The sequence below is a fragment of the Pseudomonas sp. genome (assembly GCF_017744435.1).
Classification (GTDB): Bacteria; Pseudomonadota; Gammaproteobacteria; order Pseudomonadales; family Pseudomonadaceae; genus Aquipseudomonas.
Genome location: NZ_JAGIBG010000014.1, coordinates 1 through 25,096 on the forward strand (window position 1 = coordinate 1; position 25,096 = coordinate 25,096).

At 64.7% G+C, this 25,096-nt stretch carries 23 protein-coding genes and 1 pseudogene; 16 read left to right on the forward strand and 8 right to left on the reverse strand.

Annotated features, from left to right (window positions below; genetic code table 11):
• The 6 genes and pseudogenes from J7573_RS11555 to benA all read right to left on the reverse strand — a co-directional run.
• Positions 1-134: pseudogene (locus tag J7573_RS11555) on the reverse strand (muconate cycloisomerase); the annotation flags it as partial.
• Between the two features lie 29 nt (positions 135-163).
• Complete coding sequence (locus J7573_RS11560) at positions 164-1,486, reverse strand: aromatic acid/H+ symport family MFS transporter (RefSeq protein ID WP_294334780.1); 1,323 nt, start codon at positions 1,484-1,486, stop codon at positions 164-166.
• A gap of 49 nt (positions 1,487-1,535) precedes the next feature.
• Positions 1,536-2,297, reverse strand: a complete 762-nt coding sequence (locus tag J7573_RS11565; protein WP_294334781.1) for a 1,6-dihydroxycyclohexa-2,4-diene-1-carboxylate dehydrogenase — start codon at positions 2,295-2,297, stop codon at positions 1,536-1,538.
• A gap of 186 nt (positions 2,298-2,483) precedes the next feature.
• Positions 2,484-3,497 carry a benzoate 1,2-dioxygenase electron transfer component BenC gene (benC, locus tag J7573_RS11570; RefSeq protein WP_294334783.1) on the reverse strand — a complete coding sequence of 338 codons (1,014 nt, stop codon included), beginning with the start codon at positions 3,495-3,497 and terminating at the stop codon, positions 2,484-2,486.
• A gap of 70 nt (positions 3,498-3,567) precedes the next feature.
• Positions 3,568-4,053, reverse strand: coding sequence for a benzoate 1,2-dioxygenase small subunit (benB, locus tag J7573_RS11575; protein WP_294334784.1), 486 nt, complete (start codon positions 4,051-4,053; stop codon positions 3,568-3,570).
• Positions 4,050-5,408 carry a benzoate 1,2-dioxygenase large subunit gene (gene benA, locus J7573_RS11580; protein ID WP_294334786.1) on the reverse strand — a complete coding sequence of 453 codons (1,359 nt, stop codon included), beginning with the start codon at positions 5,406-5,408 and terminating at the stop codon, positions 4,050-4,052. Before benA ends, benB begins: the two co-directional genes overlap by 4 nt.
• 632 nt (positions 5,409-6,040) lie before the next feature.
• Between benA and J7573_RS11585 the strand changes: the two genes are divergently transcribed.
• From J7573_RS11585 to J7573_RS11640, 12 genes are all read left to right on the forward strand, one after another.
• On the forward strand, positions 6,041-7,102 hold the full coding sequence (locus tag J7573_RS11585; RefSeq protein ID WP_294334788.1) for a 3-deoxy-7-phosphoheptulonate synthase: 1,062 nt from the start codon (positions 6,041-6,043) through the stop codon (positions 7,100-7,102).
• Positions 7,103-7,184: 82 nt separating this feature from the next.
• Positions 7,185-7,466 (forward strand): peptidylprolyl isomerase, encoded by a 282-nt coding sequence (locus tag J7573_RS11590; protein ID WP_054884552.1) that lies wholly within the window; start codon positions 7,185-7,187, stop codon positions 7,464-7,466.
• 7 nt (positions 7,467-7,473) lie between these two features.
• Positions 7,474-9,402 carry an extracellular solute-binding protein gene (locus J7573_RS11595; protein WP_294334987.1) on the forward strand — a complete coding sequence of 643 codons (1,929 nt, stop codon included), beginning with the start codon at positions 7,474-7,476 and terminating at the stop codon, positions 9,400-9,402.
• Positions 9,399-10,457 (forward strand): microcin C ABC transporter permease YejB, encoded by a 1,059-nt coding sequence (locus J7573_RS11600; protein ID WP_294334794.1) that lies wholly within the window; start codon positions 9,399-9,401, stop codon positions 10,455-10,457. The genes J7573_RS11595 and J7573_RS11600 overlap by 4 nt, the downstream gene beginning before the upstream one ends.
• A complete protein-coding gene (locus J7573_RS11605) occupies positions 10,457-11,473 on the forward strand; it encodes an ABC transporter permease (RefSeq protein ID WP_294334796.1) in 1,017 nt (338 codons plus the stop codon). The genes J7573_RS11600 and J7573_RS11605 overlap by 1 nt, the downstream gene beginning before the upstream one ends.
• Positions 11,474-11,605: 132 nt before the next feature.
• Positions 11,606-12,988, forward strand: coding sequence for a sigma 54-interacting transcriptional regulator (locus tag J7573_RS11610; protein ID WP_294334798.1), 1,383 nt, complete (start codon positions 11,606-11,608; stop codon positions 12,986-12,988).
• A 270-nt stretch (positions 12,989-13,258) separates the two neighbouring features.
• Entirely contained in the window at positions 13,259-14,650 is a 1,392-nt protein-coding gene (locus J7573_RS11615; RefSeq protein ID WP_294334800.1) for a GntP family permease, read from the forward strand.
• 11 nt (positions 14,651-14,661) lie between these two features.
• Positions 14,662-15,432 carry a 3-hydroxybutyrate dehydrogenase gene (gene hbdH, locus J7573_RS11620; protein WP_294334802.1) on the forward strand — a complete coding sequence of 257 codons (771 nt, stop codon included), beginning with the start codon at positions 14,662-14,664 and terminating at the stop codon, positions 15,430-15,432.
• Between the two features lie 55 nt (positions 15,433-15,487).
• A complete protein-coding gene (gene eco / locus J7573_RS11625) occupies positions 15,488-15,967 on the forward strand; it encodes a serine protease inhibitor ecotin (RefSeq protein ID WP_294334803.1) in 480 nt (159 codons plus the stop codon).
• A gap of 57 nt (positions 15,968-16,024) precedes the next feature.
• On the forward strand, positions 16,025-17,983 hold the full coding sequence (locus J7573_RS11630; RefSeq protein ID WP_294334805.1) for an acetoacetate--CoA ligase: 1,959 nt from the start codon (positions 16,025-16,027) through the stop codon (positions 17,981-17,983).
• A gap of 36 nt (positions 17,984-18,019) precedes the next feature.
• Positions 18,020-18,295, forward strand: coding sequence for a peptidylprolyl isomerase (locus J7573_RS11635; RefSeq protein ID WP_008095636.1), 276 nt, complete (start codon positions 18,020-18,022; stop codon positions 18,293-18,295).
• A gap of 133 nt (positions 18,296-18,428) precedes the next feature.
• On the forward strand, positions 18,429-20,762 hold the full coding sequence (locus J7573_RS11640) for an autotransporter outer membrane beta-barrel domain-containing protein (protein WP_294334820.1): 2,334 nt from the start codon (positions 18,429-18,431) through the stop codon (positions 20,760-20,762).
• On the opposite strand, the gene J7573_RS11645 is transcribed toward J7573_RS11640, so the two are convergent.
• On the reverse strand, positions 20,759-21,382 hold the full coding sequence (locus J7573_RS11645; RefSeq protein WP_103447468.1) for a LysE family translocator: 624 nt from the start codon (positions 21,380-21,382) through the stop codon (positions 20,759-20,761). The two genes, J7573_RS11640 and J7573_RS11645, sit on opposite strands and share 4 nt — an antisense overlap.
• Positions 21,383-21,513: 131 nt before the next feature.
• Here J7573_RS11645 and J7573_RS11650 point away from each other — a divergent pair, with 131 nt between their 5' ends.
• Together J7573_RS11650 and J7573_RS11655 are read left to right on the forward strand one after the other, a co-directional pair.
• Positions 21,514-22,332, forward strand: a complete 819-nt coding sequence (locus J7573_RS11650; protein ID WP_294334821.1) for an AraC family transcriptional regulator — start codon at positions 21,514-21,516, stop codon at positions 22,330-22,332.
• A 61-nt stretch (positions 22,333-22,393) separates the two neighbouring features.
• On the forward strand, positions 22,394-23,008 hold the full coding sequence (locus tag J7573_RS11655; protein WP_294334823.1) for a LysE family translocator: 615 nt from the start codon (positions 22,394-22,396) through the stop codon (positions 23,006-23,008).
• On the opposite strand, the gene J7573_RS11660 is transcribed toward J7573_RS11655, so the two are convergent.
• The gene (locus J7573_RS11660) at positions 22,956-23,681 is read right to left on the reverse strand and encodes a metallophosphoesterase (RefSeq protein WP_294334825.1); all 726 of its coding nucleotides are present in this window, start codon (positions 23,679-23,681) and stop codon (positions 22,956-22,958) included. The two genes, J7573_RS11655 and J7573_RS11660, sit on opposite strands and share 53 nt — an antisense overlap.
• Before the next feature lie 74 nt (positions 23,682-23,755).
• Here J7573_RS11660 and J7573_RS11665 point away from each other — a divergent pair, with 74 nt between their 5' ends.
• Both J7573_RS11665 and J7573_RS11670 read left to right on the forward strand, forming a co-directional pair.
• Positions 23,756-24,271, forward strand: coding sequence for a DUF3016 domain-containing protein (locus tag J7573_RS11665; protein WP_294334826.1), 516 nt, complete (start codon positions 23,756-23,758; stop codon positions 24,269-24,271).
• A gap of 78 nt (positions 24,272-24,349) precedes the next feature.
• Positions 24,350-25,093 carry a carbon-nitrogen hydrolase family protein gene (locus tag J7573_RS11670; protein ID WP_294334828.1) on the forward strand — a complete coding sequence of 248 codons (744 nt, stop codon included), beginning with the start codon at positions 24,350-24,352 and terminating at the stop codon, positions 25,091-25,093.
• Positions 25,094-25,096: the final 3 nt, after the last annotated feature.

Below are 25,096 nucleotides of genomic sequence, written 5' to 3' on the forward strand. Positions count from 1 at the left end.
ACGCCGTCGCTGCAGCGCAGGCGCAGCACCACCAGGGTCTGCTGCTGCATCGTGTGCATCGCCAGCTTGTGCGGGCGGATGGTCGGCAGGTCGACGATGATCGCGTCGATGCGCTCGATGGTCGGGCTTGTCATGCAAAAGCTCCAGTTCAGTCAGTGGATAATCAGGCCGTCGCCAGATGGGCCTGGCGCCGGCCGCTGGCCAGGTGCACGGCCATGGCCAGCGCAGCGATTGCGCCAGGGATGGCGAAGGCGATGAAATTGAGTTGCAGCGGCAGGTTGATGCCCATCAGCGCACCGCCGAGCAGCGGGCCGACGATGGCACCGTTGCGGCCGATGCCCGATGCCCAGCCAAGGCCGGTGGAGCGCACCGACAGGCCGTAGAGCTGGGCGGCGCCGGCGTACAGCAAGATTTGCGTGCCGATGGTGGTGGCGCCGGCGATGAAGATCAGCAGGTAAAGTACGGGCATCGGGCTGTTCACGCCGAGCAGGCTGATCGACAGCGCCGCCGCGATGAAGAAGGCCACCTTGACCTTGACCAGGTTGTAGCGGTCGCCCAGCCAGCCGCCGAGAATCGCCCCGGCCATGCCGCCAAAGTTCAGCGCCAACAGGAACGACAGGCTCGAGCCCAGGCTGTAGCCGGCGTTGGCCATCAGTTTCGGCAGCCACGAGCTCAGCGCGTAGACCATCAGCAGGCAGCAGAAGAACGCCAGCCACAGGGCCAGGGTGCGGATGGCCAGGCCGTTGCGGAACAGTTCCAGCACCGAGCTGCCGCCACCTTTGCGGTCTGCCGCCTGCAGCGCGTCATCCGCCTGCACATCGCAATCCGGGTCCAGGCGCTTGAGCAGTTTGCGCGCTTCATCGGTACGCCCCTGGCGCACCAGGAAGCCGATGGACTCCGGCAAGTAATAGAGAATCACCGGCAATAGCAGCAGCGGTACCGCAGCGGCAAAGAACATCGACTCCCAGCCAAAGCGCGGCAGCATGAAGATACCGACACCTGCCGAGAGCATGCCGCCTAGCGAATAACCACTGAACATGATCGCCACCAGGGTGCTGCGCACGCGCTTGGGCGCGTATTCGTTCATCAGCGCCACGGCATTGGGCATCAGGCCGCCGCAGCCGAGGCCCGCGATGAAGCGATAGATGCCGAACTCGCTGGGGCTGCTGGCAAAGCCGTTGAGGATGGTCGCCCCGGAAAACAAGGCAAAACAGATGGCGATCCCTTTCTTGCGCCCAATGCGGTCGGCCAGGCTGCCGAACGCCAGGGCGCCGAACATCATGCCAAACAGCGCGTAGCTGCCCAGTGCACCGGCCTGCAATGGCGTCAGGCCCCACTCTTTCATGATCACCGGCAGTACCACGCCGTAGATGAACAGGTCGTAGCCGTCGAAGATCAGCAGCAGGCCGCACAGGGCCATGACCATCCAGTGGAACGGTGTGAAGCGGGCGTTATCGATGATCGGGTGTACGTCAAGGGTTCGCATGGCATCTGTCTCTCTTGTTGTTGTTTTGGAGCAACGCTTTGCCGGGGGATCAGCCGAGGTCACCGCCCCCCACCGGCAGGGTCACGCCGGTGATGTAGGAAGCCTCGTCGGAGGCCAGGAAGAGGATCGCGCCGACTTGCTCGTCGATGCTGCCGTAGCGGTGCATCAGGCTGCTGTCGAGGGTCTGGTCGACGATCTGCTGGTACCAGGCCTTGTCCTGCTCGCTCTGCGCGCTGTTGTTGCGCGGCACCCGGCGCGGGGGCGCCTCGGTACCGCCGGGCGCGGTGGCGTTGACGCGGATGCCGCGGCCGGCGGTTTCGAAGGCCAGGCACGCGGTGAGCGCGTTGACGCCGCCCTTGGCCGCGCCGTACGGCACGCGGTTGACCCCACGGGTGGCGATCGACGAGACGTTGACGATGGCGCCGCTGCCGCGTTCGAGCATGTACGGCAGCGCCGCGTGGCAGCACCACAGGGTCGGGAACAGCGAGCGGCGTACTTCGGCCTCGATCTGCTCCACTTCATAGTGCTCGAAGGGCTTGGCCCAGATGGTGCCGCCGACGTTGTTGACCAGGATGTCGAGGCGGCCGAAGGTTTCCACCGCCGTGGCCATGACCCGGGCGCAATCGGCATGCAGTTCGAGGTCGGCGGTGAGGGTCAGCATGCCCTCCCCGGCCAATTCGTGGACCAGCTCGGAACGGTCCACCGCCACCACCTGCGCGCCTTCGGCCTTGAGCCGCCAGCACACGCCACGGCCAATGCCCTGGGCGGCGCCGGTGACCAGTGCGACCTTGCCTTGGAATCTTGCATTCATCTGCATCTCTCCAATTCACCGCAGTCCCTGTGGGAGCGGGCATGCCCGCGAATGCGCCCGACCAGACACAGTTGTTGAACCTGCGGGCCTCTTCGCGGGCATGCCCGCTCCCACAGGGGCGGTGTTTTGCTTCGGAATAAAAGGAGGCCACCGTCACCCGCACGATGGCGGCGGCCCCAAGGAAACTCAGGCCGCGGCCGCCGCGAACTTCTCGTAGTAGAAGTTCGCCGGGTTGATGTCCTGATCGCGCAGGTACTGGCTCACCGCCTCGACCATCGGTGGCGGGCCGCACAGGTACACATCGACGTCACCGTCATTGAGGTGCTGCGGCGCGATGTGCTGGGTCACGTAGCCCTTCTGCGGGTATTGGCTGTCAGGGTTGGCCACGCAGGCGCTGAAGGTGAAGTTGGCAATGCGCGCGGCCAGCGCCTGCAGACGGTCCAGCTCGACCAGGTCGAAATCGTTGGTCACCCCGTAGATCAGGTGCAGCGGGTGTTCGCTGCCCTGCTCGGCAATCTTCTCCAGCATCGCCGTGAACGGCGCCAGGCCCGTACCACCGGCCAGCAGCAACAGCGGGCGCTGGATCGGCCGCAGATAGAAGCTGCCCAGCGGGCCGGCCAGGCTCATGCTGTCGCCGGCCTTGGCCAGGCTGGTGAGGAAGCTGCTCATCAGGCCACCCGGCACGTTGCGGATCAGGAAGCTGACCTCGCCATCCTTTTGCAGCGAGCTGAATGAATAAGCGCGGCTCTGGTCGCTGCCCGGTACCTTGAGGTTGACGTACTGCCCCGGCAGGAACGCCAGGCGGCTCAGTGCCTCGCCCTTGATCGACAAGGCAATGGTGCTGGCCGACAGTTGGCGCACATCGCTGATGGCGGCCTCGAAACTGGCCTGTTCGGTCTTGCAGAGCTGCGACGACGCCGGGATGCGCACCACGCAGTCGCTTTCGGCGCGCATCTGGCAGGTCAGCACGTAGCCCTCGGCGATTTCGTCTTCGCTCAGGGCGTCTTCGATGAAGTTGTCACCCAGGTCGTAACGCCCGGATTCGGCCTTGCACTTGCAGGTACCGCAGGCGCCGTCGCGGCAGTCCAGCGGAATGTTGATGCCCTGGCGGTAGGCGGCGTCGGCCACGGTTTCATGGCCGCTGGCCTCGATGAAGCGGGTCACCCCGTCTTCGAAATTAAGCGCGATCTGGAAGCTCATGTTGCACCTCGCGAGCGAGCCTGGCCGCAGCGCGCCAAAGGGCACACCGAGCGGCTCGCGTTACCTCGGATCAGATGTGATAGATGTCGATGACCTGACGCACGTAGTCGTTCTTCAGCACCACCTTCTTGGCCTTGATCAGCGGCTGCTCGCCGCGCAGGTCGAGGGTGTAGAAGCTGGTGCCGAAATAGCTGTCGGTGGTCTTGTAGCGGAAGCTCAGGGTGTGCCAGTTGAAGCGCACCAGGCAGCTGCCTTCGCTTTGCTCGACGATCTCGATGTTGCTGATGTTGTGCGAGGTGCGGGTGTCCGGCACGGTCGCACTGGAACGCTCGGTCTTGATGCGGAATACGCGGTCTTCGAGGCCGCCACGGTTGCCGTACCAGATCAGCGAGATCTCGCTCTGCGGATCGATGGTCAGGGTGTCGTCATCGTCCCAGGACGGCATCCAGAAGGTCGCATCGCTGGCGTACAGTTCCAGCCACTGCTCCCACTGGGCATCGTCCAGGTAGCGCGCTTCGCGGTAGAGGAAGTCGCGCACGGTGTCATGCAGGCTCATTGCACGGCCTCCACGGGGATCAGTTGCTGTTCCTGTTCGAGGGCTTTGATCATGGTGTCCTGCCAGTACTTGTGCTGCAGCACGAACAGGCCTTCGTCCTCGGTGCGCACACCCGACAGCAGCGGCTTGAGTTCGATCTCCCTGGCGGCCTCATCGGCACCTTCGACCCAGTGCTGCGCACCACGGGACATGTCGTTCCAGCCGGTGCCGCCGCCGTAGCCGGTCTGGCAGGAGCGGAACTCTTCCAGGTCGTCCGGGGTGGCCATGCCGCTGACGTTGAAGAAGTCTTCGTACTGGCGGATGCGCTTGGCGCGGGCATCGGCGCTCTCGCCTTTCGGCGCGATGCAGTAGATGGTGATTTCGGTCTTGTTCACCGAAATCGGCCGGGCGATGCGGATCTGCGAACTGAACTGGTCCATCAGGTAGACGTTCGGGTACAGGCACAGGTTGCGCGAATTCTCGATCATCCAGTCGGCGCGGGCCTGGCCGAAATCGGCGGCCAGCTGATCGCGGCGCTCGAAGGCCGGGCGGTCTTCGGGGTTGGCCCAGCGGGTCCACAGCAGCAGGTGGCCGTGGTCGAAAGAATAGAAGCCACCGCCCTGCTTGGCCCAGGCGCCGGCGCTCATGGTCTTGATCTCGTCGCCCGCTTCGCGTTGCTTGCGCTGGTTCTGGGTGGCGGCGTAGTTCCAGTGCACGGAGCTGACGTGGTAACCGTCGGCACCATTCTCGGCAGTGAGTTTCCAGTTGCCCTCGTAGATGTACGAGCTGGCACCGCGCAGCACTTCCAGGCCTTCCGGGGACTGGTCGACGATCATGTCGATGATCTTGGCGGACTCGCCGAGGTGCTCGACCAGCGGCTTGACGTCGGCATTCAGGCTGCCGAACAGGAAGCCACGGTACGACTCGAAGCGGGCAACCTTGGTCAGGTCGTGGGAGCCGTCGCAGTTGAAGCTGTCGGGGTAGCCGGCGTTGCTCGGGTCTTTGACCTTGAGCAGCTTGCCGCTGTTGTTGAAGGTCCAGCCGTGGAACGGGCAGGTGTAGCTGGAGCGGTTGCCGCGCTTGTGCCGGCAGAGCATGGCGCCGCGGTGGCTGCAGGCGTTGAGGAAGGCGTTGAGCTCACCGTCCTTGTTGCGCGCAATGAAGATCGGCTGGCGCCCCATGGTCAGGGTGAGGAAGTCATTTTTCTCGGGGATCTGGCTTTCATGGGCCAGGTAGATCCAGTTGCCCTCGAAGATGTGCTTCATCTCCAGGTCGAACAGGCGCGGGTCGGTGAACATCTCGCGTTTGCAGCGATAGACGCCGGTTTCACGGTCGTCCTCAAGCATGGCATTGAGGTAGTCGAATCCCAGGGACATGGCCAGGGTCTCCATTGTTATTGTTCAGACCGGGTCAGGTTAGGGTTTGCCCTGGGGCGGCAATATCCATCGTGTGCAGAGTGCTATCCGTTTTGTGCAATTATCGGCGCGATAGCATTTATCCATTGAACAGTGCGCATCGCCTGAAGTAAGCTCGGGCTCATTCACTGGAGAGCAACATGCCGAAACACACCCGCAACCACGCCAACCACACCGGTCGCACCCTGCGCCCTGTGCTGGCCGTTGCCGGCTGCCAGGCTGCTGCAAGCTATTACTTTGGGTATTGGTTTAGCCACTAGGCGCCGATACCCACCCGGCGCCCACCTTCGAGGGGCCGCCGAACATGAGAATACTCAAACCCCCGGTCGGCTCCCCGACCGGGGGTTTTGCTTTTCAGGCCATTGCACTTTTACCGATTCGAACCGAGGACAGATTCATGAACTACGCCACTTATTACTACGCAAGCACCTATGCCTGGCGATTTAGCCAATCCCGTTCGGGCCAGCCTGCCGCCTCCGATCGGTCCATCACGGGTGGCAATGCAGCAGACAATCAGTCAACGAATAGTCGAACACTTCGATAGGGCCGACCGCGCGGGCCAGAACCCGCCGTCCGCCCAGGGAACATACGCCATGCAAGCCTCGAACCTCGCTCTACCCCTGACCCAACCGCACGCTGCCAACACCACCGTCAGCCAGCGCCTGCCCAGCCCGCACCTGCTCAAGCAGCAGATGCCGCTGTCTACCGAACTCGCCCAGCAAGTCCACAGCCATCGCCAGGCCATCCGCGCCATTCTCGAAGGCCGCGATCAGCGCCTGCTGGTGATCGTCGGCCCGTGCTCGATCCACGACCCCCGCTCGGCCCTGGAATACGCCGACCGCCTGGCGGCGTTGGGCCGCGAAGTCGATGACAAGCTGTTGCTGGTGATGCGCGCCTACGTGGAAAAACCCCGCACCACGGTGGGCTGGAAAGGCCTGGCCTACGACCCGCACCTGGATGGCAGCGACGACATGCATGCCGGCATCGCCCTGTCCCGTGGCTTGATGCTGAGCATGATCGAACGTGGCCTGCCGATCGCCACCGAGCTACTGCAACCGATGGCCGCTGGCTACTTCGATGACCTGCTGGGCTGGGCGGCGATTGGCGCACGCACCACCGAATCGCAGATTCACCGGGAGATGGTCAGCGGCCTGGAGCTGCCGGTCGGTTTCAAGAACGGCACCGACGGCGGCGTCGGCATCGCCTGTGACGCCATGCGCAGTGCGGCGGCCCCGCACCGCCACTTCGGCATGGATGCGCAGGGCTACCCGGCAATCATCGAAACCCTGGGCAACCCGGATACCCACCTGGTACTGCGCGGCGGCCACAAGGGCCCGAACTACGATGCCGCCAGCATCGCCCAGGCCCGCCAAGGGCTGGCCAAGGCCGGCTTGCAGGCCCGCATCATGGTCGACTGCAGCCATGCCAACAGCGGCAAGGACCCTGCCCGCCAGCCCGCCGTGTTCGAGGACGTGCTGGCTCAGCGCCTGGCCGGTGACCGCTCGCTGGTCGGCGTGATGCTCGAGGGCCACCTGTTCGATGGCTGCCAGGCCCTGGGCAAGGGCGCGCTGAAGTACGGCGTGTCGATCACCGATGGCTGCCTGGGCTGGAGCGCGACCGAAACCCTGCTGCGCGAGGCCGCAGCCCGTCTGTGAAGTGACCGCAGCAAGCCTGGCGAGACATGACCCGATCAAGTGCGCTAGGCTTGCCGTTTTCACCCCCCAAGGAGCAGTACCCATGGCACGCGCCACCGCACGTCACATCCTCGTCGCCACTGAAGACAAGTGCAACGAACTGAAAGCCCAGATCGAAGCCGGTGCCGACTTCGCTGAAATCGCCAAGGCCAACTCCACCTGCCCGTCCAGCCGCCAGGGCGGTGACCTGGGCTCGTTCGGCCCAGGCCAGATGGTCAAGGAATTCGACACCGTAGTATTCAGTGCCCCGGTCAACACCGTACAGGGCCCGGTGAAGACCCAGTTCGGCTACCACCTGCTGGAAGTGACCAGCCGCCAGGACTGATCGACTGATCATCGTGTCCCTTGTGGGAGCGGGTTCACCCGCGAAGAGGCCCGAGCAGACAATTGGGTTGTCTGGCTTGGCCTCTTCGCGGGTAAACCCGCTCCCACAGGTCATACTTGGGGTCGTGCTTTTGTGCATGGGCTGGATGGCCCAAGCCGCACCCACCCACGCGTTGACCGTCTACGGCGAAGCCCCCCGCTACAGCGAAACCTTCCGCCACTTCGAATACGCCAACCCCGACGCCCCCAAGGGTGGTCTGATGCGCCGCTCGGCCATCGAGATCGGCCAGTTCGACCATATCCTGCCCTACATCGACAAAGGCATCGGCGTCAGCGAGGTCGATGGCTGGCTGTATGCGCCCCTGGCGCAACGCTCGTTCGACGAACCCTATACCGTTTACGGTCTGATTGCCCGGCGCATGGAACGTGGCCCGGACGACGCCTGGCTGCGCTTCGAGATTGACCCCAAGGCGACCTTCGCCGATGGCAAACCGGTGCGCGCCGAGGATGTGCGTTTCACCTTCAACAAACTCATGGCCGAAGGCAGCCTCAAGTACCGCACCCAGTTCGCCGAAGTCGCGGGGGTCACGGTCGAAGGCCGGTTGCAGGTGCGCTTCGACTTCAAGCAGCCCCACGGCCGCACCCTGGCCCTGGACCTGGCCAGCCTGCCGGTACTGCCCGAGCACGACTGGGCCAACCGCGACTTCGCCAACGGCGCCGGTTTCGACAAGCCGGTCGGCAGCGGCCCGTACCGTATCGGGCGCATCGACAACGGCCGCAGCATCACTTTCGAACGCGACCCGAACTGGTGGGCCAAGGACTTGCCGGTCAACCGTGGGCGCTACAATTTCGAACACATCCGCATCGAGTATTTCGGCGATACCGAAGTGGCGCGGCAGGTGCTCAAGGGCGGTGGCTACGACTACAACCGCGAGTTTTCCGCCACCGCCTACACCCTGGGCTACAACGGCGCGCAGCTGGACGATGGCCGCCTGCAACGGGCACACCTGGGCCCGGCCAAGCCGCAGGCGGCCCAGGGCTTCGTGTTCAACCTGGACAAGCCACAGTTCAAGGACCGCCGCGTGCGCCAGGCACTGGCCATGCTCTGGGACTTCGAGTGGAGCAACCGGCAGATGATGCGCAACATGTACATCCGCCAGCAGAGCGCGTTCTCCAATACCCCGCTGGCGGCCCGCGAATTGCCGGATGCGGGCGAGCTCAAGCTGCTCGAACCACTGCGCGGCCGGGTGCCGGACGAAGTCTTCAACCAGGTGTTCACGGCGCCGGTCACCGATGGCTCGGGGATCATTCGCCCGCAACAATTGCAGGCGCTGGCCTTGCTGCAACAGGCCGGATGGCGCCCCGACGGCGATCGGCTGGTCAACGCCCAGGACGAGCCGCTGGAATTCACCTTCCTCAACGGCCAATCCGGCATGGAACGCCTGCTGCTGCCGTGGAAGCGCAACCTGGCACAGATTGGCATCACCCTGAACATCCGCAACGTCGATTCGGCGCAGTACGTGAACCGGCTGATGGCCCGCGACTACGACATGATCGTCACCGGCTATTCGGTGACCCTGTCACCAGGCGCCGAGCTGTACAACTACTTTGGCTCGGCCGCCGCCAACGACCCAGGCTCGAACAACCTGATGGTGCTCAAGGACCCGGTGGTCGATGAGTTGATCGACGGCCTGGTGCGCGCCGATACCCAGGCCGACATGCTGCACCACGCCCATGCCCTGGACCGGGTGCTGCAATGGAACTACTACTGGATCCCCAACTATTACCCGCCCGGCAGCTCGACGGTGTGGTGGAACCGCTTCGGCCTGCCGAAAATCCAGCCCGCCTATGACGAAGGCCTGGACAGCTGGTGGGAAATCAGCCCGACCGTACTGACCAACGCGCAGATGGCCGAACGGCAGAAGGCCCAGCCATGACCAGCTACATTCTGCGGCGCCTGCTGCTGATCATCCCGACCTTGCTGGCGATCCTGCTGGTCAACTTCGCCATCGTCCAGGCCGCGCCCGGTGGCCCGGTCGAGCAGGCGGTGGCGCGGCTGCAGGGCCTGGGCGGCGGTGCGCCCGGCTCGCGGGCCGAGGTTGTTCACGGCGAATCCCGGGCCACCCGTGGCCTGGACCCGAAGCTGATCGAGGAGATCAAGCGCCAGTACGGTTTCGACAAGACCGCCCCGCAGCGCCTGTGGCTGATGCTCGGCCAGTACGCCCGGCTGGACTTCGGCCAGAGCTTCTTCCGCGGCGCCAAGGTCACCGACCTGATCCTCGACAAACTACCCGTAACCTTGTCACTGGGCTTCTGGGCCACGCTGATTACCTACCTGGTGTCGATCCCGCTGGGCATCCGCAAGGCGGTACGCCATGGCAGCCGCTTCGATGCCTGGAGCAGCGCGCTGATCGTGGTCGGCTATGCCCTGCCCTCGTTCCTGTTCGCGCTGCTGCTGATCGTGCTGTTCGCGGGCGGCACCTCGCTGAACTGGTTCCCGGTCCGTGGCCTGGTCTCGGATGATTTCGACCAGCTCAGCCTGCTGGGCAAGGTCGCCGATTACTTCTGGCACCTGGTGCTGCCGGTCGGCGCCCTGGTGATCGGTGGCTTTGCCACCCTCACCTTGCTGACCAAGAACGCCTTTCTCGATGAAATTTCCCGCCAGTACGTGGTCACTGCCCGCGCCAAAGGCCTGAGCGAACGCCGCGTACTTTATGGGCACGTGTTGCGCAACGCCATGCTGCTGGTGCTGGCTGGCCTGCCCCAGGCGCTGATCACGGTGTTCTTCGCCGGCTCGTTGCTGATCGAGGTGATCTTCTCCCTCGACGGCCTTGGCCGCATGAGCTACGAAGCCGCCGTATCACGCGACTACCCTGTGGTGTTCGGCACGCTGTTCATCTTCACCCTGGCCGGTCTGCTGTTCCGCCTGATTGGCGACCTGGCCTTCACCGTGCTCGACCCGCGCATCGACTTCGACACGAGGGCGCACTGATGTTGTCGCCGGTTTCGCGTCGTCGCCTGCAGCGTTTTCGCCGCAACCGCCTGGGCTGGGTGTCGCTGTGGCTGTTCGCCGCGCTGCTGGTGCTGAGCCTGTGCGCCGAGCTGGTGGCCAACGACAAACCGCTGCTGCTGAGCTACAAAGGCGATTGGTACATGCCGGCGCTCAAGCGTTACAGCGAGCAGCAGTTTGGCGGCCAGCTGCCGTTCCAGCCGGACTACCGCAGCGCGTATGTGCGCCAGCTGATCGAGGGCCAGGGCGGCTGGATGCTGTTCGCGCCTATCCCGTTCAGCGCTGACACGCCCAATTATGATCTGCAGGTGCCGACCCCCAGCCCGCCGAGCGCGAGCAATTGGCTGGGCACCGACGACCAGGGCCGCGACGTGCTGGCGCGGGTGCTGTATGGCACGCGTACCTCGCTGCTGTTCGCCTTTGCCCTGACGGTGATCAGCGTGCTCATAGGGGTCGGTGCCGGCGCGCTGCAGGGCTATTACGGCGGCTGGGTGGACCTGCTCGGGCAGCGTTTGCTGGAGGTGTGGTCGGGGCTGCCGGTGCTGTACCTGCTGATCATCCTCAGTGGTTTTGTCGAGCCGGATTTCTGGTGGTTGCTGGGGATCATGGCGCTGTTTTCGTGGCTAGCCCTGGTCGATGTGGTGCGCGCCGAATTCCTGCGTGGGCGCAACCTCGAGTACGTGAAGGCGGCGCGCGCCTTAGGGCTGTCAGACACCCTGGTGATGCTGCGCCATGTGCTGCCCAATGCGATGAACGCGACGTTTACCTATGTACCCTTCATGCTCACCGGGGCGATCACCACGCTGACGGCGCTGGATTTCCTCGGTTTCGGCATGCCCGCCGGCAGTGCTTCGCTGGGTGAGCTGGTGACCCAGGGCAAGCAGCACCTGGAGGCGCCGTGGCTAGGCTTTACCGCATTCTTTGCCCTGGCGGTGATCTTGTCGCTGCTGGTGTTTATCGGGGATGCCCTGCGCGAGGCGTTCGACCCCAGAGGATAGGTTTTCAGGTCCGGCCTCTTCGCGGGCACGCCCGCTCCCACAGGATCTCTACAAACCTAGGTCTTGTGCAGTACCTGTGGGAGCGGGCGTGCCCGCGAAGAAGCCGACAATGCAAGAACAGGACTCAGCAAGATGCACGACAGCGACAGCCTCAAGGACTACCCCCAGGTACGGCAACTGGCGATCCGCTCGCTGTTCGAGATCATCGAGCAGTCCAGCGAAGGCACGGTGATCGTCGACCGTGATGCACGCATTGTCTGGATGAACGAACGCTATGCCCGGCGCTTCGGCCTGGCCGACGCGGCCAGCGCCATCGGCCAGGCCTGCGAGGCAGTCATCCCGGGCAGCCTGATGCGCCAGGTGGTGAGCGATGGCCGGCCGATCCTGCTGGACATGCTCGATACTCCCAACGAGCCGCTGGTAGTGATGCGCCTGCCGATCCACGATGCCCAGGGCGCCCTGATCGGCGCCATCGGCTTTGCCCTGTTCGAAGAGCTGCGCAGCCTGTCGCCCTTGCTCAAGCGCTTTGCAAACATGCAGCAGGAGCTGGCCAGCACCCGCTCGCAATTGCGCGCACGCCAGGCCAAGTACAGCTTCGCCCAGTTCGTCGGCAGCAGCCCCGCCAGCCTCGAAGCCAAGCGTCGCGCACGGCGCGGTGCGGGCAGCGATTCGCCGGTGTTGCTGCTGGGCGAAACCGGCACCGGCAAAGAGTTGCTGGCCCATGCCATCCATGCGGCTTCGGCGCGGGCGCACAAGGCCTTTGTCAGCATCAACAGTGCGGCAATCCCCGAAACCCTGCTGGAAGCCGAGTTCTTCGGCACCGCGCCTGGCGCCTTTACCGGTGCCGACCGCAAGGGCCGCAGCGGCAAGCTGCAACTGGCCGAGGGTGGCACGCTGTTCCTCGACGAAATTGGTGACATGCCCCTGGCACTACAGAGCAAGCTGCTGCGCGTACTGCAGGAGAAGGAATACGAACCGGTCGGCTCGAACCAGATGCTGCGCAGCGACGTGCGCATCATCGCCGCCACCTCCATCGACCTGCAGGCGGCCATGGCCCGCGGGGCATTTCGTGCCGATCTTTACTACCGGCTGAATGTGCTGCCGATCGAAGTGCCGCCGCTGCGCGAGCGGGTCGAGGACTTGCCGGCACTGTGCGAAGCGATCCTGGCCGAGCTGGGCAGCCAGTACGAGCTGGAGCAGGACGCCCAGGCATTGCTGGCGCGGCATGGCTGGCCGGGGAATATTCGCGAACTGCGCAACGTGCTGGAGCGGGCGACGTTGCTGGCCGACCAACCGCGCCTTGGTGTCGCCGACCTGGCGGCGGCGCTGGGGCCATTGAGCCCGGTCGCAGGTCAGGAACAGCGGATGAGCTATCGTGAGGCGTGCGAACAGTTCGAGCGCAGGCTGATTGCCGGGGCGTTGGCCGAGCATGCAGGGAATGTGCCCGAGGCTGCCAAGGCGCTGGGGTTGGGACGCTCGACCTTGTACAAGAAAATGGTTTCGCTCAGTCTCTGATTAGAGACTTGCGTTTCTAACCTGAGATTGTTGCGAGGGCTTCGCCCTCGATCGCAGGCAAGCCAGCGCCCACAGGGAGACGCGGAGCCCTGTAGGAGCCGCGCTTGCCGGCGATGGGCCGCACAGCGGCCCCTGCAATCTCAAAATGGAGACACAGCCATTAATCAATAACAAAAAAACCTTTAACTTCATATAGTTACGCACTTGGCACGATTCCCGCTATCTCCCGGTCACCCATAACAACAAGACTCACCCAGGAGATCCATCCCGATGACCGTGCTCATCGCCCTCGCCGCTCTGGCCCTGCTGATGCTGGCCGCCTACCGCGGTTACAGCGTGATCCTCTTCGCCCCCATCGCCGCCCTCGGCGCCGTCCTGCTCACCGACCCCGCCGCCGTGGCCCCCGCGTTCACCGGGGTGTTCATGGAGAAGATGGTCGGCTTCATCAAGCTGTACTTCCCGGTGTTCCTGCTCGGCGCCGTGTTCGGCAAGCTCATCGAGCTGTCCGGCTTCTCGCGCTCGATCGTCGCCGCCGCCATCCGCCTGCTCGGCACCCGCCAGGCGATGCTGGTGATCGTGCTGGTCTGTGCCCTGCTCACCTACGGCGGCGTGTCGCTGTTCGTGGTGGTGTTCGCGGTGTATCCGTTCGCCGCCGAGATGTTCCGCCAGAGCGACATCCCCAAGCGCCTGATCCCGGCAACCATCGCCCTGGGCGCGTTCTCGTTCACCATGGATGCCCTGCCCGGCACGCCGCAGATCCAGAACATCATCCCCAGCACCTTCTTCAACACCACCGCCTGGGCCGCACCGTGGCTGGGGCTGATAGGCACGCTGTTCGTGTTCTGCACTGGCATGCTCTACCTGCAGCGTCAGCGTAACAAGGCCCAGCGTGCCGGCGAAGGCTACGGCAGCAACCTGCGCAACGAGCCTGAGACCGCCGCCGACCTGGCCCTGCCCAACCCCTGGCTGGCACTGTCGCCGCTGGTGCTGGTGGGGGTGATGAACCTGCTGTTCACTCACTGGATCCCACAGTGGTACGGCCCCAGCCACACCCTCCAATTGCCGGGCATGAGCGCGCCGGTCAACAGCGACGTAGCCAAGCTCACGGCAATCTGGGCGGTGCAGGCTGCCCTGCTGGTGGGCATCCTGATGGTGCTGGTGTGTGCCTTCGGGGTCATCCGCGAGCGCCTGGCCGAGGGCACCAAGAGTGCAGTCGGTGGCGCCCTGCTGGCGGCCATGAACACCGCCTCCGAGTATGGCTTCGGTGCCGTGATCGCTTCGCTGCCGGGCTTTCTGGTGCTGGCCGATGCGCTGCGCGGGATTCCCAACCCGCTGGTCAACGAGGCGATCACCGTGACCTTGCTGGCCGGTATCACCGGCTCCGCCTCGGGCGGCATGAGCATTGCCCTGGCGGCCATGAGCGACAGCTTCATCGCGGCGGCCCATGCCGCCAACATTCCCCTCGAAGTGCTGCACCGGGTGGCCGCGATGGCCAGTGGCGGCATGGACACCCTGCCGCACAACGGCGCGGTGATCACCTTGCTGGCCGTGACCGGGCTGACCCACCGCGAAGCCTACAGGGACATTTTCGGTATTACCCTGATCAAGACCCTGGCGGTATTCGTGGTCATTGCCACGTTCTACGCCACCGGCATCGTCTAAGGAGTTTCTGCATGACTTTGAAAGGCAAGACGGCACTCGTCACTGGCTCCACCAGCGGCATCGGCCTGGGCATCGCCCAGGTTCTGGCCCGCGCCGGGGCGAACATTGTGCTCAACGGTTTCGGCGACCCGTCGCCGGCAGTGGCAGAAATCGCCAGCCGCGGCGTCAAGGTGGTCCACCACCCGGCGGACCTGTCCGATGTGGCGCAGATCGAAGCGCTGTTCGCAATGGCCGAGCGCGAATTCGGCGGCGTCGACATCCTGGTCAGCAACGCCGGCATCCAGCACGTGGCACCGGTGGAGCGGTTCCCGCTGGACAGCTGGGACAAGATCATCGCCCTCAACCTCTCGGCCGTGTTCCACGGCACCCGCCTGGCCCTGCCCGGCATGCGCGCGCGCAACTGGGGGCGGATCATCAACATCGCCTCGGTGCACGGGCTGGTCGGTTCCACCGGCAAGGCGGCCTACGTGGCGGCCAAGCACGGCGTGGTCGGGTTGACCAAGGTGGTGGGGCTGGAAACCGCTACCAGCAACGTCACCTGCAACGCCATCTGCCCGGGGTGGGTGCTGACCCCGCTGGTGCAGAAACAGATCGACGATCGTGCCGCCAACGGCGTCGATCCGCAGCAAGCGCAGCACGATCTGCTGGCCGAGAAGCAGCCTTCACTGGCCTTCGTCACCCCCGAACACCTCGGTGAGCTGGTACTATTCCTGTGCAGCGAGGCCGGTAGCCAGGTTCGCGGCGCCGCCTGGAACGTCGATGGTGGCTGGTTGGCCCAGTGACGGGCGGCCTGGGCCTGGCAACGGTCTTGCACTCGTTTACCTGCAAGGAGGCCCTATGCGCCCAACCCCAATGACCGCGATCTTTGCCCTGACCCTGGCCGCCGCCGCTCCGGCGATGGCCGCCAGCCTCAAGGACGTCGCGCCTTATCCCGAGGCGGAAAAAGGCTTCACCCGGCAGGTCATCCACCTGCCGGCGCAACCCGATGAATCGGCCCACAAGCTGGAAATCCTGGCCGGCAAGACCCTGGAAGTGGACTGCAACCGCCAGCGCCTGGCCGGCAGCCTGGAGGAGCACACCCTTGAAGGCTGGGGCTACAGCTACTACCGCCTGGACAAGGTCGGTGGCCCAGCCAGCACCCTGATGGCCTGCCCGGATGGCAAGAAGACCCAGGCCTTCGTGCCGGTGGTCGGTGAAGGCTTCATGTTGCGCTACAACAGCAAGCTGCCAGTCGTGGTGTACGTGCCCAAGGGTGTCGAAGTGCGTTATCGCGTGTGGTCGGCATCGGCCGACGTGCAAACGGCTAAAGTGGAGTAAGTCACCCCGAGGGCCCTTCAGGGGCCCTCAACCTCAAGCAGTTTCGGGAGGTTCGGCATGAACGATGTGCTCTGGCGCCCCTCCACGGCGCAGATCGACGCCAGCCGGATGGATGCCTTCCGCCGCCGGGTGAACCTGCGTTACAACCTGCAGCTCAATGACTACGCGGCCCTGCACCGCTGGAGCATCGAGCAGCGCCCGGCCTTCTGGCAAACCCTTGCCGACTATTTCCATGTCGCCTGGCATACCCCTGCCAACCAGGTCCTCAGCGAAGGCGCGCAGATGCCAGACGCCCGCTGGTTCAGTGGGGCCACCCTGAATTTCGCCGAACACCTGCTGCGTCGTCGTGACGACCGGCCTGCGGTGGTTTCCGTGCGCGAAGATGGCCAACGCGTGGTCTTCACCCATGCCCAACTGGCCGCCGAAGTCGCGGGCCTGCAGAAAGCGTTCAAGGCAGCCGGCATCGAGCCCGGTGACCGTATCGCGGCGGTCATGCCCAATACCTGGCAAACCCTGGTGGCGATGCTTGCCTGCACCAGTCTGGGTGCAGTCTGGTCGACATCTTCGCCGGAGTTCGGCCTGCACGGCATCATCGACCGCTTTGGCCAGATCGAACCGAAACTGCTGCTGGTCTGCGCCGGTTATCAATATGCCGGCAAGTCGATCGATCAGGTCGAGAAAGTCAACCAGGTCTGCGCCCAGTTGCCAGGGCTGCAGCAGTTGATCGTGGTGCCCTATACCCGCCCCCACACCCAAGCGTGTGAGTTCACCGCCGCCAAGGTCAGCCTGTGGGATGACTTCTACCAGCCAGGCGGCGAACCTGTGTTTGCCTCGCTGCCGTTCGACCACCCGTTGTACATTCTCTATTCCAGCGGCACCACGGGCGTGCCCAAGTGCATCGTCCACCGTGCCGGTGGCCTGCTGCTGCAACACCTCAAGGAACACGGCCTGCACAACGACCTGAAGGCCGACGACGTGCTGTTCTACTACACCACCTGTGGCTGGATGATGTGGAACTGGCTGGCCAGCGGCCTGGCCGTCGGTGCCACCCTGGTGCTGTACGACGGCTCACCGTTCCACCCCGGCCCCGAGCGCCTGCTCGACCTGATCGACACCGAGCACATCCAGGCCTTCGGTACCAGTGCCAAGTACCTGGCTGCGCTGGAACAGGAAGGCCTGGAACCGGCCCGCAGCCATCGGCTGGACAGCCTGCGGCTGATCCTGTCCACCGGTTCGCCTTTGTCACCACACAGCTACGACTACGTATACGGCAAGATCAAGGCCGACCTGTGCCTGGCGTCGATGTCCGGTGGCACCGATATCGTCTCGTGCTTCGTGCTCGGCAACCCGACCCTGCCGGTGCGCCGTGGCGAGATGGCCTGCAAGGGCCTGGGCATGGCCGTGGAGGTGTGGAACGAACAGGGCCAGCCGGTGCTCGATGAAAAAGGCGAGCTGGTCTGCACCCGCAACTTCCCGTCAATGCCCCTGGGCTTCTGGAACGACAGCGACGGCAGCCGCTACCATGACGCCTATTTCAGCCAGTTCCCCGGGGTCTGGGCGCAGGGCGACTATGCCGAACAGCGCAGCAGCGGCGGCTGGCTGATCCATGGCCGCTCCGACGCCGTGCTCAATCCGGGCGGCGTGCGCATCGGCACGGCAGAGATCTACCGCCAGGTGGAAAAAGTTGAAGAGGTGCTGGAAAGTGTGGCCATCGGCCAAGCCTGGCACGGCGATGTGCGCGTGGTGCTGTTCGTGCGCCTGCGCGATGGCCTGCAACTGGACGACGCCCTGCGCCAGCGTATTCGCCAGGTGATCCGCCAGTACACCACGCCGCGCCATGTGCCGGCGGTGATCGCCCAGGTTACCGACATCCCCCGCACCATCAGCGGCAAGCTGGTGGAACTGGCCATCCGCAACGTGGTGCACGGGCTGCCGGTGAAAAATACCGATGCCCTGGCCAACCCGCAGGCGCTGGAGCAGTTTCGAGACCGCACGGAGCTGCGCGATCAGGCATAATGGCGCCCTTTTTTGCCCCGAAGCACAGGTGTACCCATGAAAGCTCAAGCCCGCCACATCCTGGTCAAGACCGCTGACGAAGCCGAAAAGCTCAAGCAGCGCATCGCCAACGGCGAGGCCTTCGACGTGCTGGCGAAGAAGTTCTCCACCTGCCCGTCGGGCAAGCGCGGTGGTGACCTGGGCGAAGTACGCCCGGGCCAGCTGGTGGGCGCGATCGACCAGGTGATCTTCAAGAAGCCCCTGCGCGTGGTTCACGGGCCGATCAAGAGCAAGTTCGGTTACCACCTGGTGCAGACCTTCTACCGCGACTGATAGCCACGGGCCACCTAGCATTTTTGCCAGTTGTCCCGTGTTCGTGCATTACTTACAACTCAGGCAGGGCCGAAGCGGCGCTTGAAATGCCGCGTCAGGTAGTGGTCCCTCTAGTGGACACGGAGACCTGCCGATGCGTTGCCCTCGCCTGCTTTCGTCCGCCGCTTTCCCCCTCCTGACCCTGCCGCTACTGGTCCATGCCCAAAACCTGGTCGTTTCGCCTGGCGACAACCTGGGCGCCGTGGTGCAGACCTCGGCCATCGACGACTTCAGGATGACCGGCGGGACCGTGCAATCGCTCAATCAAGGGCAAGGCTACGACACGTTCTACATGTCCGGCGGGCGGATCGTCGGCGCCTTCGAGGACGGCGACCGGGCAATCTTCGCGGGCGGGCGTATTGGCCGGGTCGACCTCAAGCTGGCCGACAACTACTTTGAAATGTCCCAGGACCTGGGTATCGAAACTCTCATCGATGGCAACCTGGTCAGCGGCTTCGGCAACGACACCATCATCCTTCGCGGCGGCACCATCGGCGGCAACATCAGCACCAGCGGTGGCGACGACAGCATCACCATCAGCGGTGGCACCTTGAAAGGCAGCGTGCTGGCCAGCACGGGCAATGATATTTTGAACTGGTCGGGGGGCACCATCGGTGGGCGGGTCGACATGGGCGTTGGCGACGATCAGGTCGCCATCAGCAACCTCAACCCACAAACCCTTAACATCAATATCGATGGCGGTGCCGGCAACGACCGCCTGCAGTTCATCAACAGCGAGATTGATTGCGGCGCCCGCTACCTGAACTTCGAAACGATCGACCTGAACCAGAACAGCCACCTGACGCTGAACGATACGCTTGCGCTTGGCGATGCAGATACCGGCAGCGGCACTCTGGCTATCGACGCCAGCAGCACGCTGGCTGCTCGCCAGGGAACGATTTCGCCCTTTACCACGGGGCAACTTGCCAGTGTGCGCAATGCCGGCACGATCGACCTGAGCACGGGCAATGACGCCCAGGGCCGCCTGACCATCAACGGCAACTACCAGGGTGACAATGGCCTGTTGCGCGTGAACAGCGTGCTCGCGGGCGACGATGCAGCCTCGGATCGCCTGGTGGTCAGCCAGGGCAGCATCGGCGGCAGCACGCGACTGGAGGTGAACAATCTGGGTGGCGCGGGTGCCGCCACGAACCTGAATGGTATTCAGGTCGTAGAAGCTCGCAATGGCGCCACCAGCACCGCCACGGCCTTTGTCCAGACTCAAACGCTGTCGGTCGGCGCTTTCGACTACCGGCTGTTCAAAGGTGGGGTGACTGCGGGAAGTGAAAACAGCTGGTACCTGCGCTCAACGCTGGTCGCGCCGCCCCCCGTAACACAGCCGGAAAATCCGTCTCAACCAACGGAGCCAGGCGAACCACCCGTGATTGCCTCGGCCGCAACCCCGCCTGTCGCTGCGCCAGCGCCCGGCCAGCCCGACCTGCCAGCGCCGGTGCAAGGCGAAAGCCTGCCACTGTATCGCCCGGAAGTGCCGGTCTATGCCGCAGCACCGAGGGGCGCCGCCATCATCGCCCGTCAGGCGCTGGGCACGTTCCATCAGCGTCAAGGTGATCAGCAGTTGCTGCAGGGCGAAGGCGCCCTGCCCGCCAGTTGGGGCCAGGCCTACGGCGGCGCGCTGCGCCAGCAGTGGAGCGGTACCGTCAGCCCGAGCCTGGACGGTGACCTGTATGGTTTCAAGGTGGGCCAGGACCTGTATGCCAAGATCAGCGATGACGGCTATCGCCAGCATCTGGGCCTGTATGTCAGCCACAGCCGCCTGGACGCCGACGTCAAAGGCTTTGCCCTGGCCGTGGAGGACCGCCGCGTAGGTGACCTCAAGCTCGATGGCGACAGTGTCGGTGGCTACTGGACGCTGGTGGGTCCACAAGGCTGGTACCTCGACAGCGTGCTGCAATACAGCAAGCTCGATGGCCGCGCCCGCTCCGACCGGGGCGACAAACTGAACATCGACGGCCACGCCTGGACCGCATCGCTGGAGTCCGGCTATCCAATCAGCGTGTCCGAACGGTGGACCCTGGAACCACAGGCCCAGCTGATTGCCCAGAAAGTCTCGCTCGACAGCGCCAACGACAGCGTCTCGCACGTCAGCCATGATGCCCAGGTCGAGCTGACCGGCCGACTCGGTGTGCGCCTGGAAGGTGCCTACAGCGGCACCAGCGCTCGCCTGCTGCAACCCTATGCGCAGCTCAACCTGTGGCACGGCGACGGCGGTCGCGACACCTTGACCTTCGATGGCGTGGACAAGATCAAGACCGACTACCGCTACACCTCGGTGCAGCTCGAAACCGGCCTGGTCGCCCAGGTCAGCGAGGCGCTGAGCCTGCACGGCGGCGTGCAGTACTCAAGCAACCTCGACAGCCGCCAGCAGGAAGCCAGCGGGGTGAACCTGGGTGTGCGCTGGCAGTTCTAGCGCCGCGCCGCCAGCAGGCCAAGGCCTGCGCATCCTAGCAGCGAGGCGCTGACCCGGTTGAACAGCCGGCGTGGCCCGGGTTGGCTGAACCAGCGCTGCATGTAAGCACCCAGGCCCGAGTAGATGGCAATCGCCGCCCACTCCAGAAGCAGGAACAGCACGCCGAGCCAGAGGAACTGCTCGCTCACCGGCGTGGCGCTGCCAACCGAGACGAACTGCGGCAGGAAAGCGGTGAAGATCAGAATGGCTTTCGGGTTGCCCGCCGCCACCCAGAATTCCTGGCGCGCCAGGCGCCACGTGCCACGGGGGTGATCGCTGGCCACCACGGCCTCGCCGACCGGGGCGCGCCACAGCTGCCAGGCGATGTAGAACAGGTACGCCGCACCGACCACCTTGATCGCCAGGAACAGGTACTCGCTGGTGTGCAGCACCACCGCCAGGCCCATGGCGGCCAGGGCGATCATGCCGCTGAAGGCGAGAATCCGCCCGCCACCGGCAACGCAGGCGGTGCGCAGGCCGTAGCGGCTGGCGTTATGCAGCGACAACAGGTTGTTCGGCCCCGGCGCCATGTTCAATGCGAAGCAGGCAGGGATGAATAGCAACAGGCTCGACAGGTCCATTTTGTTCTCCAGGCAATCAGCCGCTACTGTCGATGCCGGGCGGGGGCTGGGTCAAGGTACAGCCAGCGGCAAAAACTGTACGGTCACTCGCCCGGCGCTGCTAAGCTGCCCAGCTGATCGAGGACCCTGTCATGCCCACTGCCCGCTCCCAGCTCTGGCGCGACCCGGCACTGCCCTGGGTGGAAAGCCGCCGCGCCTGCCATAGTCGCGCCTGCTACAAGGCGCACAGTCACCCGACCTTCTCCATCGGTGCAGTGGATGCTGGCAGTAGCTGCTTCACGGGCGCTGGCGACGGTCAAGAACACCTGACACCGGGTACCCTGGTGCTGGTGCCGGCGCAGCGGGTACATGCCTGCAACCCCGCACCCGGCCAAGCCTGGAGCTACCAGATGCTGCATGTGGATGGCGCCTGGCTGGCTCAGTGGCGGCTGGAGTCCGGGCTCGCCGCAGCCAGGTCCGGTGCCCCTGCGCGGATCAGCCGGGAGCCGGCGCTATACCGTGAGTTCTGTGCGCTGAACGACCTGCTCTTCTCGGCCGCGGGCGTCGGCGAGAAGGAAGCTGCACTGCTGGCGTTCTTGGGCGATCACGACTTTTCGGCGCAACCGGCATCGCTTGCAGCCCCCGCACCCGTGTTGGGAATGCCGACCTTGCGTGGGCTGATCGAACACATCGAAGCACAAGACCTGGCGCAGCTGAGCCTCGAACGCCTGGCCGGGCAAGCGGGTCTTGGCCGCTATCAGTTGATCCGCGCGTTTCGCGCCGCCACCGGGCTGACACCCCATGCCTACCTGCTCAACGCGCGGGTCAACCGTGGCCGGCTGCTGCTGCGTGACGGGCTGGCGTTGGCCGAGGTTGCCTACCAGCTGGGGTTTGCCGACCAGAGCCACTTCCAGCGGGTATTCAAAGCCCATGTCGGGGTGACGCCGGGGCAGTACCGGCACGCGCAATAATCTTCAATACCGGCGCCAGGGCAGCCCCCAGACTGCGGCTTTCCTCCCGAGACAGCCCACCATGGAGCAGTTCCTGATCGTCGCCCTCGCCCACTTCCTTGCCCTGCTGTCACCTGGCCCGGACTTTTTCCTGGTGGCCCGCACCTCGGTAGCGGCAGGATGGCGCGTTGCCAGTGGCGCCTGCCTGGGCATCGCCCTGGCCAACGGCCTGTTCATTGCCATGGCCTTCGCCGGCCTGGCCATCCTGCGCGAAGGCAGTGCGCTGTTCCTCACCCTGCAACTGGCCGGTGCCGGCTACCTGCTGTACATCGGCCTGCTGTTCCTGCGCCATGCCGGTAAAAGCGAGCTGACAGCCGTTGCTGGGCAAGGCGCGATCAAGGGTTGGTGGCGCGGCCTGGGCATGGGTTTTATGTCTGGGGCACTGAACCCGAAGAACGCGCTGTTCTACGCCAGCCTTGCCGGCATGGTGGCCGGCAGCAGCGCCGGCTGGAAATGGCTGTACAGCACCTGGATGTTCAGCATCGTGCTGTTGTGGGACCTGCTGGTGGCCGCAGCCATCGGCAATCAACGCCTGCTGCGGCGTTTCGCCCGTGCCCTGCCGTGGCTGGAACGGGCTTCCGGGGTCATGCTGATGGTGCTGGCCGTGGCGCTGTTGATTCATCTGCTGCCGGGCTGACCAGGCGCAGGCTGGCGAGGTCCATCAGGCTGAAATGACCACTGGCCCAGCCACCGGTATCCAGGTGCCAGACGTTGCCCAGCTGCTTGGCTCGCAACACTGGCGTATGCCCTACCAGCAAGGCACGCAGCCCTGCCACAACCTCAGTGTTGCCGTCCTTCAGGCGTTGGCGCGACCACTGGCAAACCTCACGAACGCCCGCGTCGTCGTCGAAGCGCAAGCTATCACGCAGCACGTTCCAGTCGTTGAAAGGGCTGTCGGCATGCAGCACGCCGATCAGGCCGGCATCGGTCTGCACCTCCAGGGCGATCGGCAGCTGCAGGAATCGATCGACAAAGAGCGCCTGCCTGTCCCTGGGCATATCGATGAACCAGGCCCCCCCTGCGGCACGGTACATGTCCAGGTCCAGGCGCCCGCCATGCAGGCAAGTGATCGCCAGCGACTCGTGATTGCCCTGCACGGCGTGGAACCAGGGCTGATCCAACCAATCCAGGCACTCTTCACTGTGCGGCCCGCGGTCGACCAGGTCGCCGACGCTGAACAGGCGGTCCACTGCCGGGTCGAAACCTGCGGCGTCCAGGCACTGCTCAAGCCGCCGAAAATGCCCGTGGATATCGCCCACGGCCAGGTCGCGTCCTTTGCTGTTGGCGGCTACCCGCCGAAACCGGCTCATTACAATGTTCCTCTGCTGGCGCGCGGCGGCCGGCGTAAAATGGAGCGACACGCAGCCCGCCCCGGAGGTGCATCATGCGTAACGCTCTTGTGTGTGCCGTGCTCATGGCGCTGTCATTCAACAGCATGGCACAAGGCACCCCGCCTGCGCAGGTCGAGGTGCGTTTCGACCACCCGGAAAAATTTCGCGACGCCAGCCTCGATGGCCCTGGCTATGAACGCGGCGCCGACCCCTACGTGATGAAGAGCCTGACTGAATACCTGCAGAAACTCGGCCAGCGCTACCTGAAACCCGACCAGCAATTGGTCATCGACATACGCGACATCGACCTGGCCGGCCGTTACGAGCCGTGGCACAGCCAGGCCTACGATGTGCGCTACATGCGCGACATCACCTGGCCGACCATCGACCTGAGCTACACCTTGCACCAGCCCGGCAAGCCCGACCAGCAGGCCCAGGAACGGGTCAGCGACAAGATGTACCTGAGCCGCCCAGGCCGTGCCTCCCACGGCAGTGACCGTCTGTACGCGGAAAAGGCCATGCTCGATGACTGGTTCCGCCAGCGGTTCGGGCCGCATTCGACGTCCTGACGCGACCCTTTGCTGGTACAGGCGAGTGTGTCGGGGGTATGCTCGGCCCTTCGACCTGTACCAGGGAAGGGACGCACCATGAAACTCTGTGCCGTACAACTGGCCTCGCGCAAAGGCGACCTGGCGGGCAACCTCGCCCGCCACCTGAGCTGCATCGAGCAAGCCGCGGCACTGGGCGCCGAGTTGGTGGTGTTCCCGGAACTGTCGTTGACCGGTTACGAACCGACCTTGGCGCGCCAGGTAGCCCTGCCGGTGACCTCTGCCCGCCTCGAACCCTTGCAGGCGCTATGTGACCAGCTGGCAATCAGCGTGGCCGTGGGGCTGCCGCTGCCGACCGCCGAGGGCATTCGCATCGGCATGCCCATCCTGCGCCCAGGGCTGCCGCCACTGGTGTATGCCAAGCAGCGTCTGCATGACGATGAACGGCCGTTTTTCACGCCTGGAGATCAACCACTGGTGTTCGAATCGGGAGCGCTGCAGATCGCCCCGGCCATCTGCTATGAATCGATGTTCATCGCACATGCCGCCCAGGCCCATGGGCTGGGTGCCGAGCTGTATCTGGTCAGCGTGGCCAAGACTGCCAAAGGCATGCGCGAAGGCAACGAGCATTACCCGGAGGTGGCACGCACCTTGGGCATTCCGGTGCTGCTGGCCAACTGCGTCGGGCCGGCAGACAACTTCATCGGAGCCGGCGGTTCCGCAGCCTGGGACAGCCACGGCAACCTGCTGGCAGCACTGGACGACAAGGCTGAAGGCCTGATCTTGCTGGATACTGCCAGCAACATCGCGCTCGACGTACCGCTGACTGCCTCTGCTACATGAAGT